General features: G+C 63.1%; 8 protein-coding genes. 6 read left to right on the top strand and 2 right to left on the bottom strand.

The genetic code is table 11. The features are described 5' to 3' along the window. The 6 genes from L0G76_RS11100 to L0G76_RS11075 form a co-directional block, all read left to right on the top strand. On the top strand, nucleotides 1–1,676 hold a 1,676-nt coding region (locus L0G76_RS11100; RefSeq protein WP_304357288.1), incomplete at its 5' end, for an acyl-CoA synthetase. Continuing rightward, complete coding sequence (locus L0G76_RS11095) at nucleotides 1,673–2,497, top strand: crotonase/enoyl-CoA hydratase family protein (protein WP_009884794.1); 825 nt, start codon at nucleotides 1,673–1,675, stop codon at nucleotides 2,495–2,497. The genes L0G76_RS11100 and L0G76_RS11095, both read left to right, overlap by 4 nt. Nucleotides 2,498–2,508: 11 nt before the next feature. Next, on the top strand, nucleotides 2,509–4,551 hold the full coding sequence (locus tag L0G76_RS11090) for an acetoacetate--CoA ligase (RefSeq protein WP_096158546.1): 2,043 nt from the start codon (nucleotides 2,509–2,511) through the stop codon (nucleotides 4,549–4,551). Beyond that, nucleotides 4,548–5,483: a 3-hydroxyacyl-CoA dehydrogenase NAD-binding domain-containing protein gene (locus L0G76_RS11085; RefSeq protein ID WP_009884792.1), complete on the top strand. Its 936-nt coding sequence runs from the start codon at nucleotides 4,548–4,550 to the stop codon at nucleotides 5,481–5,483. The genes L0G76_RS11090 and L0G76_RS11085 overlap by 4 nt, the downstream gene beginning before the upstream one ends. Nucleotides 5,484–5,563: 80 nt before the next feature. Continuing rightward, nucleotides 5,564–6,448: a 4-hydroxyphenyl-beta-ketoacyl-CoA hydrolase gene (locus L0G76_RS11080; RefSeq protein ID WP_009884791.1), complete on the top strand. Its 885-nt coding sequence runs from the start codon at nucleotides 5,564–5,566 to the stop codon at nucleotides 6,446–6,448. A gap of 297 nt (nucleotides 6,449–6,745) precedes the next feature. Beyond that, the gene (locus tag L0G76_RS11075) at nucleotides 6,746–7,735 is read left to right on the top strand and encodes a universal stress protein (RefSeq protein ID WP_009884790.1); all 990 of its coding nucleotides are present in this window, start codon (nucleotides 6,746–6,748) and stop codon (nucleotides 7,733–7,735) included. 192 nt (nucleotides 7,736–7,927) lie between these two features. On the opposite strand, the gene L0G76_RS11070 is transcribed toward L0G76_RS11075, so the two are convergent. Continuing rightward, nucleotides 7,928–8,686, bottom strand: coding sequence for an SDR family NAD(P)-dependent oxidoreductase (locus L0G76_RS11070; protein WP_096158545.1), 759 nt, complete (start codon nucleotides 8,684–8,686; stop codon nucleotides 7,928–7,930). A 52-nt stretch (nucleotides 8,687–8,738) separates the two neighbouring features. Next, complete coding sequence (locus L0G76_RS11065; RefSeq protein ID WP_009884787.1) at nucleotides 8,739–9,881, bottom strand: acetamidase/formamidase family protein; 1,143 nt, start codon at nucleotides 9,879–9,881, stop codon at nucleotides 8,739–8,741. Between the last annotated feature and the right edge of the window lie 243 nt (nucleotides 9,882–10,124).

Below are 10,124 nucleotides of genomic sequence, written 5' to 3'. Positions count from 1 at the left end.
GCTGCCACCGGTACTGCACCGACGACCGACACCCCACCAGCAGCAATGGAAGGACCGACTCAGTGACCTTCACCCACCCCAGCCTGGCCAGGCTCTCCGAACGCCAGGCCACCGACTACGGCGAGAAGACTGCGATCACCTTCGCCGGCATCGACTACTCCTACGTCCAGATGCACGAACGCACACTATCCCGGGCCGCCGACCTCCACTCACGTGGCATTGGCCGAGGCGACCGGGTGGCCTACCTCGGCCCCAACCACCCAGCGCTCATTGAAGTCCTCCTCGCCTGCCTGCGCCTGGGAGCGATCTTCATCCCGCTGAACTGGCGGCTGGCCCCGGCCGAACTGGACTATCAGCTCACCCTCGCCGAGGTGGCCCGACTGTACGTCGCCCCCGAGATGTCTGAGACCGCCGAGCAACTCAGCGACGCCGTCGCGCAGGAACCGGTGCGCTGGGAGGACACAGCCACCTCGGCGAGCGTGCCGGTGGTGCCTGCGGCTGAGGTCACCGGTGACGAACCGGCGTTTCTGCTCTTCACGTCCGGAACGACGGGGCGGCCCAAGGGTGCGGTGCTCTCACACGCGAATCTGCTGTGGAATTCCTTCAACCTTCTGCTCAACTCGGACCTCACCGCCAACGACGTCACGCTGGTCACCGCTCCCCTCTTCCACGTCATCGGCCTCGACCAGCAGGTGATGACCAGCTACCTGCGCGGGGCGCACATGCTCATCGAATCCAAGTGGGACGTGAACCGCGCCTTCGACGCCATCGAGCACGAAGGTCTGACGTGGATGGCCGGGGTGACGACCATGTTCTCCGACATGCTCCAATCACCGAGGTGGAACACCGCCGACCTGTCCTCTCTGCGATTCGTCAACTCCGGTGGCGCACCGATCCCCGTCTCACTCATCGAGGCGTTCCAGGCCAAGGACATCATGTTCTGCCAGGGCTACGGACTCACCGAAACCTCCCCCGGATGCACGTTCCTGCCTGCTGCGAACGCGTTGGACAAGGCAGGATCGGCAGGCCGGGCCGTGCCCTTCACCGAGGTGCGCGTCCGTGACCTGGCCGGCAACGACTGCGAAGCCGGAGTCAAGGGCGAGATCGTCGTCCGCGGGCCCAATGTCACCAGCGGCTACTGGAACAACCAGGCCGCGACCGATGCGGCGTTCTCGCCCGGCGGTTGGTTCCACACCGGCGACATCGGCTATCTCGACGCCGAGGGGTTCCTCTTCATCGTCGACCGGCTCAAGGACATGTTCATCTCCGGCGGGGAGAACGTCTATCCCGCCGAGGTGGAATCCGCCCTTTTCGACCACCCTGCCGTGGCCGAGGCCGCTGTCGTCGCGGCCGCCGATGAACGGTGGGGCGAGGTGGGCCACGCCTTCGTCATCGTGACTGTACCTGAGACCGGGGCTGGCGCTGATGCCGGAGCCGACTCTGCAGCTTCGCCCCTGACCGGAGAAGAACTGCGCGAGTTCCTGCTCACCCGCCTGGCCAAATACAAGGTGCCGAAGTACTTCGACCTCGTCGACGAACTCCCCCGCACCGGCTCCGGGAAGGTCCACAAGGTCTCTCTGCGCACCACCGGCGGCCTCGGCGCCCACTCCACAGAATCTTCTCCCTCAACCACCGGCAAGCCAGCACCAACCGCACCATCGAAGGACCACGCATGACCAACTCCCCTGCTTCCCACCTCACGGACGTCTCCTCACAGCCGACCACGCTCGAGATCTCCGAGGCTCTGCGCTTCACCACCGAAGGCAGCATCGGCATCCTCACCCTCGATCGCCCGGCCAAACGCAACGCCCTTGACGATGCCACGGTGGCCGCCCTGGGCGAGTTCTTCCGCACCCCGCCAGAGGTCTCGGCGATCGTGCTGACAACCGTCGGCGATCACTTCTGCGCCGGCCTCGACCTGTCCGAAATGGCCGAACGCGACGCCGTGGCCGGCCTCCACCATTCGCGCGGTTGGCACAAGACGATGAGCATGATCACCGAATCCGAAATCCCCGTCGTCGCTGTCCTCCAGGGCGGGGTCATCGGCGGTGGACTCGAACTCGCCACTGCCGCCCACCTGCGCGTGGCCGAAGAGAGCGCCTACTTCGCCCTGCCCGAGGGCAAGCGCGGTCTCTTCGTCGGCGGCGGCGCTTCGGTGCGCGTCCCCCGACTCATCGGACTCAGCCGTGTGCAGGACATGATGCTCACCGGGCGTAAGTTCGATGCCGCCGAGGCCGAAGCGATCGGGCTCGTCAACTACCGTGTACCAGTCGGCGAAGGCCTGGACAAGGCCAAGGAACTCGCGGCCTCGATCGCCTCGAATTCCCCGGTGACGAACTACGCGATCACCCAGACACTGCCGCGCATCGTCGAATCCGGGCGAGATGAGGGCTACATGATGGAGTCCCTCATGGCCTCCGTCGCCCAGTCGAGCACCGAGGCCAAGGACCTCATGCGCGCCTTCCTCGACGGCTCCGGCCCCAAGGTCAACAAGTGAGGAGCTCCGACATGCCAAAAGTCATCCGCGACGTTCCCACCGACGCCATCGAGACCAGCAGCATCGGTGCCTTCCTCACCTGGGTCAATGCCAAGTTCGGCTACTCGTTTGATGGCTGGGACGATCTCTACGCCTGGTCGATCACCGATATCGAAGACTTCTGGGAATCCGTCTGGGAGTACTTTGACGTGAAGTCCCACAGCCCGTACACCTCGGTGCTCGAGGAACGGGTCATGCCGCACGCTCGCTGGTTCACCGGAGCAACGCTCAATTACGCCGAGCACTCCCTGGGTGCGCCCGAACAGGCCGACGAGGTGGCCGTGACCGCGGTGTCCCAGACTCGTGAGGACTTCACACTCACCTACGCCGAGCTCCGCCGCGAGGTCGCCCGAGTCCGCGCCGGTCTCATCGACCTGGGAGTGAAGAAGGGTGACCGAGTCGTCGGCTATCTGCCCAATCAGCCCGAGGCCCTCGTCGCGTTCCTTGCCGCGGCCAGTCTCGGAGCGATCTGGGCCAGCTGCGCACCAGAGTTCGGCACCCAATCCGTCATCGACCGCTTCAGCCAGGTCGAACCCACCGTGCTGCTGGCAATCAGCGGCTACATGTACGGCAACAAGGCCGTCGACCGCACAGGCGAACTCACCGAGGTCCTCGCAGCACTCCCCACACTGACCCACCTCGTCTCCCTCGACTATGGGGACTTCACCCTCGATGACGACACACGCGAACAGTTCACGAACGGTGCCGGCCTCGACCACGCGATCGACGTCGTTGACTATGCGGGGCTCGGGGCAACCTCGGCGGGTACGGCCGGCGGGGCCCCCTCGGCGGAATTGGAGTTCGAACCGGTACCCTTCGACCACCCGCTATTCATCCTCTTCTCCTCCGGAACCACCGGCAGGCCGAAGGCCATCGTGCACAGCCACGGCGGCATCCTCCTCGAGACGCTGAAGAATCACAGCCTGCACTTCGATCTGGGACCGGGCAGCCAGTTCTGCTGGTTCTCCACGACCGCGTGGATGATGTGGAACGCTCTCATCGGCGGGTTGGTCGTCGGGTCCTCGATCGTCATGATCGACGGCAACCCCAACTTTCCGGATCCCAAGGAACTCTGGCGCATCGCTGCGAACACCAAAGCCACACTCATGGGTGTGGCACCTGGAGCGATCATGTCTGCCCGCAAGGCTGGGTTCAACCCCACCGAGGAATTCGACCTGTCCGCGGTCTCCCAGTTCGGCGCCGCCGGTGCACCACTGCCCGCCGAGGGGTACGAATGGGTGTACGAGCAGTTCGGTGACGATGTGCTGCTCAATGTGGGCTGCGGCGGTACCGATGTGTGCACCGGCATCCTCCAGGCTTCCCCACTGACACCGGTGTACTCGGGCGAAATGTCGGGAGTCTCCCTCGGCTTCGCCGCTTCCGCCTTCGACGCCTCCGGAAACGAAGTGGTCGATGATCTGGGCGAACTCGTCATCACCCAGCCCACCCCGTCCATGCCCGTAACCTTCTGGGGCGAGAACGGTGACGCCCGGTATGAGGCAGCGTACTTCGACAAGTACCCCAGCATCTGGCGCCACGGGGACTGGGCGAAGTTCACCACCGGCGGCGGTGTCGTCGTCACCGGCCGCTCCGACGCCACCCTCAACCGCGGCGGGGTGCGCTTGGGCACCGCGGACTTCTACTCGGTGCTCGACACCTTCGCCGAGGTAGCCGATGCCCTGGTCATCCACCTCGAGGATCCCGATGGTGGGATGGGCGAGCTCGTCCTTTTCGTCCAAACCGAGGACGGGATGTCATTCTCTGACGGACTGTCGGATCGGATTAGGACTGAGCTGAAGTCACGGCTGTCCCCCAGGCATACGCCGGACGAGGTCGTGCCGGTCACACGGATTCCACTGGGTCGCACGGGCAAGAAGCTCGAGGTCCCGGTCAAACGCATCGTTCAGGGTGCGACCGCCGAGTCAGTGGCGAGCACCGGGGCCTTGCAGGATCCGTGGTCGCTCGATGAGTACGTGGAGTATGCACAGGCACGAAAGGCGAAGGTGGAGGCATGAGTACAACTCTCAAGGTCGCGATCCTCGGTACCGGTGTCATCGGGGCCGCGTGGGCGACGGGATTCCTCACTGCCGGGCACACGGTCACGGCCTTCGACCCAGCAGACGGTGCCGAAGCGCGATTGCGGTCCCAAGTCGAGGGAAACCTCGAAGTGACCGGAGAAGGTGACATCACCTCGGCGATGGAGCGTCTGCACTTCGCAGGATCATTGGCCGAGTCGGTCGGCGATGCTGATTTCGTGCAGGAGAACGGTCCCGAGCGTCTCGACATCAAGCAGTCCATGCTCGCCGAAACCGACTCCGCAGTGCCCGCTTCCGCGATCATCGCATCGTCGACCTCCGGGTTCGCGCCGAGCGAGCTGGCGACCAAAGCGACCAATCATCCCGAACGGATCGTCGTCGGGCACCCGTTCAACCCGGCTCACCTGGTTCCCCTCGTCGAGCTCGTGCCGACACCGGCGACTCCCGCCGAGGTGGTCAAGCGTGGGCTCGAGATCTACCGGTCGATCGGGAAGAAGCCGATCCTCGTCCGTGCCGAACTGCCCGGTCATGTCACGAACCGCCTGCAGGCGGCCCTGTGGCAGGAAGCGTATTCGCTTGTCGACCGCGGCATGGTCTCTGTCGAGGACATCGATACGGCGATCTCCTATGGGCCCGGTCTGCGCTGGGCGATTCTCGGTCCCCTCGTGCAGCAGGGACTGTCCGGCGGACAGGGCGGGATGCGGCACGTGCTCGAGCACCTGGGACCACCACAGGAAGTGTGGATGCGTGACTTGGGGCAGGTCCACCTCGGCGAGGAGTTGACTGACAAGCTGGTCGCCGGGGTCGACGATGAGCTCGAGGGCAAGGATCCTGTGCTCATCGCCAAGCAACGCGACGAGATGCTGCTTGAACTCATCGCCCTCAAGCGCAAGTACGGGGAGCTTCCCTAGAGCCAGTTCCTGGGCACTGAGGTACAGCGTCCCTCACCCACGGCTACGATGCTGACAATCCCGTTTCCGGAAGGACACTCATGATCTACCAACCCAATATCGACCTCTCGAAGATCACCGCGATCGACGTGCACACACATGTCGAAGCCGATGCCCACCAACACACCTCGCTCGATCGCGAACTCCTCGACGCCTCGGCGGGGTATTTCAAGGCACCGGTCCCCCGCACGCCCACGGTCGACGACCTCGCCGCCTACTACCGGGAGCGGAACATGGCGGCCGTGATCTTCACGGTCGACGCCAGAACGGCGCTGGGAGATCACCCTCCGGTCTCGTCGGAGATGATCGCGGAGAAGGCCGCCGAGCACAACGACGTCCTCATCCCCTTCGGTTCCGTCGATCCCCTCAACACCGCCGAGGCGATTGCCCGGGTCCACGATCTGGCGACGAACTACGGAGTCAGGGGCATGAAGTTTCACCCCAGCCTGCAGGGATTCGATCCCAGCGATCGCACCTACTACCCGATCTACGAAGCCTGCGCCGAACACGGACTGGTCACGCTCTTCCACACCGGACAGACCGGAATCGGAGCAGGACTCCCCGGCGGACGCGGAATCAAACTGCGGTACTCGGACCCGATGCTCCTCGACGACGTGGCAGCGGACTTCCCCACGCTGACGATGATCCTCGCGCACCCGTCCGTGCCGTGGGCCGATGCCTCGATCTCGATCGCCACGCACAAGTCCAACGTGTTCATCGATCTCTCCGGGTGGTCGCCGAAGTACTTCCCACCACAGCTGACCCGCGCCATCGGCTCCATGCTCAAGACCAAGACACTCTTCGGCTCCGACTTCCCGCTCATCACTCCCGAGCGTTGGATCAAGGACTTCGAGGAACTAGGTATCAAGGAGGAAGCCGTGCCGCTGATCATGAAGGACACCGCGGTGCGGGTGCTGGGGTTGTGAGATGACCGAGGCAGTATACGAACTCCGACTCCGCGGCAAGCTGCTGATGTCGATCGGACTTCCTGCCTGAGACGTCAGAGGTGGAGGCCGACCATACAGTTGAGTGCTTCCTCAGACCAGTGACGCGGAGCCGCCCCTCGACCGGTAGTTCGCCCGGATTCTCGCCGCGGAAGATGGGACGACACGTTATTCTACGTTCTGTAGAATTGTTGCTATGGTTGTAGTAGCGAATTCGATCGTCATCAACACGGCTTTCGCGTTCGTCGTGATCAGGGAAACTCCGATGAGAGGATTGCAATGAATAGCAGCGCTGGCACGGCTCCAATCACCACACCCTTCGATTCCGCAGAGCGAGACCTCGATGTCATGGTCGGATTCGATGGCTCCGAACACGCACAATCTGCACTTCACTTCGCAGCTGTGGAGGCTTTGAGCCGCGGTATCGGGCTCACGGTCGTCACCGCATTCAGCGTCCCGCTGATGATCTATCCCAACATGGCATCACTTCCGGCCCAACCCGAGGACCAGTTCAGACGGGAACTCGCCGAGAAGACTCTTAGCGAGGCACGCGAATCCCTCAGGGAATACCCGGGAAAAGCAGAATTCGTGACCACGCAGGGAGACGCCACCGGCGCCCTCGTCGAACTTTCGGCTCGGGCGAAGCTGGTCGTCGTAGGAGCCCGCGGTCGGGGAGGCTTCGTCGGGCGGATTCTGGGATCGGTCGCGGCGGCACTGCCCGCCCATGCCCATTGCCCCACCGTCGTGGTGCCCAGTGGCTATCAGCCGGTCGAGGCCCAAGGCGCCGAGCGCTTCACCCACGGAACGACCGACTCCCCTGTCGTCGCTGCGATCGATGGATCCGAGCAGAGTCGCATGGTCCTGCTCACGTCGGCACAGCAGGCCGAACACCGCAGCGGCAAGTTGCATATCTTCGCCGCCATGCCCCTGATTGATGAATGGGTGTATTGGTACCCTGAGCTCTACGTCGACGAGTCCAGCACCAAAACGCGCCGGAGTGAACTTGAGGAGTCGATCGAGGCCGAACTCTCCTGGCTCCAGGAGCTGCACCCGTCCGTGGACATCACGGCCGAGGTCGCCGTTGGTGAGCCGATCTCCCTGATCGCCGCCAAGACGCGTTCGTCTGCTCTCACGGCCATCGGCACTCGCGGTCGCGGCGCAGTCAAGAGCGCTCTGCTGGGTTCAATATCACGCGGTGTCATCAACAACGCTGAAGGGCCGGTCCTGGTTGTCCCGACTGAGGCGATGCACGACGTCACCGACCGCTGACAAACAGGTCTAGTCCGCTGTGCTGCTCCCGGACCCTGCGGACACTGCGCTGCAGGGTCCGGGGTGGCCCCCCCCACTTCGCAGGTCGTACATGCAAATGACCCGGAGCAGAAGGACGCCGAGGATCGCAAGGACGATGAAACCCAAGCCCCACGCGACGAGTCCGATGACGACTGAACGATCACACTGATTTCAGAACTGGATCCCGCGAGTCAATGCTCCGTCGATCAATAGGTTCGCCCCAGACGTCCGGCTCGACAGAGGACTGGATAGGAAGACGACGCTGGCAGCTGTCTCCGCTGGTGTTCCCATACGTCCTGTGGGGTTCAGACCCAGCGCGAACGAGAACAACTCAGGATCGTTCGTCTCGATTCCCGGCCACACTCCATCCTCGTGATATGTATTGCCCGGCGACACCGTATTCACCCTGATGCCCTTGTCAGCCAGGCTGAGAGCCAACCCGGCCATGTAGCCGATGATCGCGGTCTTCATCGTGCCATACGGCCCGGATGCGAAGTCGGCCTCACGCCCCGAGACACTCGAGATGGAGATCAGCGACGCCACATCGCTCATCTCCAAATGGGGAATGACGAGTTTGGACAGGTTGACCGTGCCCATCATGTCGACGTTGAACGACTCGTACCAGTTCTCCTCGGTGTCCGGAATCGCCAAGGCGCTGACACTGCTGACAACCATGTCGATGGTGCCGAACTCTGCGACTGTGGCATCAACCCATGCGGACAGAGACGTGGCATCTCGAACATCGAGGACCGTGCCGAGGGCCCTACCCTTCGAAGCCAAAGACTCTTCCGCCTCGGCGACCTCTGAGGCGCTTCGTGCGCAGAAGGCCACGTTTGCGCCCTCGGCCAGAAAAGCCTCAACGATGGCACGCCCGATACCGCGTGTGCCTCCGGTGACCATTGCTGACTTTCCGCTGATCTTCAAGTCCATGGTGAGACCCTTTCTCTTCGACGTTCGCGGGTTCTGAGTTCGCTGTCTGGGATCAGACCAAAGAGCGAGCACGATCGCGGAGGTCCGCGTGCATCCCGTTGAACGCGCTCCGCTCCGGCAGCAGGGACTTCGCGATCTTCGTCATCACGCTGTAATTGGTGTCGACGACATTGGCGACGGGGACCAGCGAGATCTGGGTGAGCAGCTGATAGGCGTCCATCCTGTCCAGCCCGTAGAGCTCGCCGAGCCACTGGATCATCTGCACTTGGGAGATCCTCCACGAGTCCTCCATCGGTCGGGAGGATCCGACGACCATCCAATGAGCGTCGTCTTCCAGACGCGGCCACGCCGGAGCACCGCCTTTGATGAGATCGACGATGATCGTCGAGTTCATCGCTCCCTCCACTGCAGTACCGCAGGCTTCACCTTCGCCCTGCCGGTAGTGTCCGTCGCCGATGGAGAACATGGCACCTTCAACGTTCACACCGAAGTAGGCAGTCGTCCCGACTCTCATCTCCGGGGTATCCATGTTTCCGCCGAAGCGTTCGGGTGTCAGAGAGGAATGCACCTCTCCGCCGGCCGGGGCCACCCCAACGGTTCCGAGCATGGGTTCGATCGGCAGGGCGACTTCGAAATCGCCCGTGCATGTCTGGAATCCCACGGTCTGCGCGGTGGAGTCGATTTCATAGATCCAGACGCCTTCGGGAAGATGATCGTGGAGCAGGCTCGTCCTGTCAGTGGCGGTCAGCCCGCCGAAGAAGGGAATCATGGCGGAAGCACCCCAACCACGAGCCGGGGTCAGGTCGACGATGTGGAGAGCCAGCGTGTCCCCAGGTTCGGCCCCTTCGACATAGAAAGGGCCGGTCTGTGGATTGAGACGCCGCGGATCGAGCACCGTGCTTGGAATGTCGGTGGCTGAGGTGATTGCATGGTTGAATGCGTCCTCGGACCACAGTCGCAGGGTGGTACCGGGCTTGATCGCGGCTGCCGGCCGGCAGCCGCCGAAGGTGTAGACGAATTGATTGTGTTCAGGAACAAAGTCGACGACGTCCATACTTGATGCTACGTGATCATTGTCACTGGGCCAATGGTTCTGCTGGTCGCCCCAGGGCGCTGATTCGTCACCGTGCACGGGATCTGCACTGAACGCCTCATGAACTTCCTTGGAATGGGCGACGTCTTCGATCTGCAACATGACAGGGCTGAGGCAGTTCCCGAACTACAGCAGTGTCAACAGCAGCACTTGCGACGGACTAGACTTTCCCATGATGGTTGTCGATTCACATACGGCGTCTGATGATCCGGTTGGCATTCCCTCCGATCGTGACAGACTGCGGGCTCAGAGCAAGGGGTGGCTGGATCAGGCGACCTCAATTTGGGTCTTGACGCTGGGTTTCATCGTGCTGACCGTCCTCGCCGCCGGGCCGGTACGAGTACT

Origin of the sequence: Brevibacterium picturae (genome assembly GCF_030453725.1) — a bacterium.
Classification (GTDB): domain Bacteria; phylum Actinomycetota; class Actinomycetes; order Actinomycetales; family Brevibacteriaceae; genus Brevibacterium; species Brevibacterium sandarakinum_A.
This window is presented reverse-complemented; position numbering and strand designations above follow the sequence as displayed.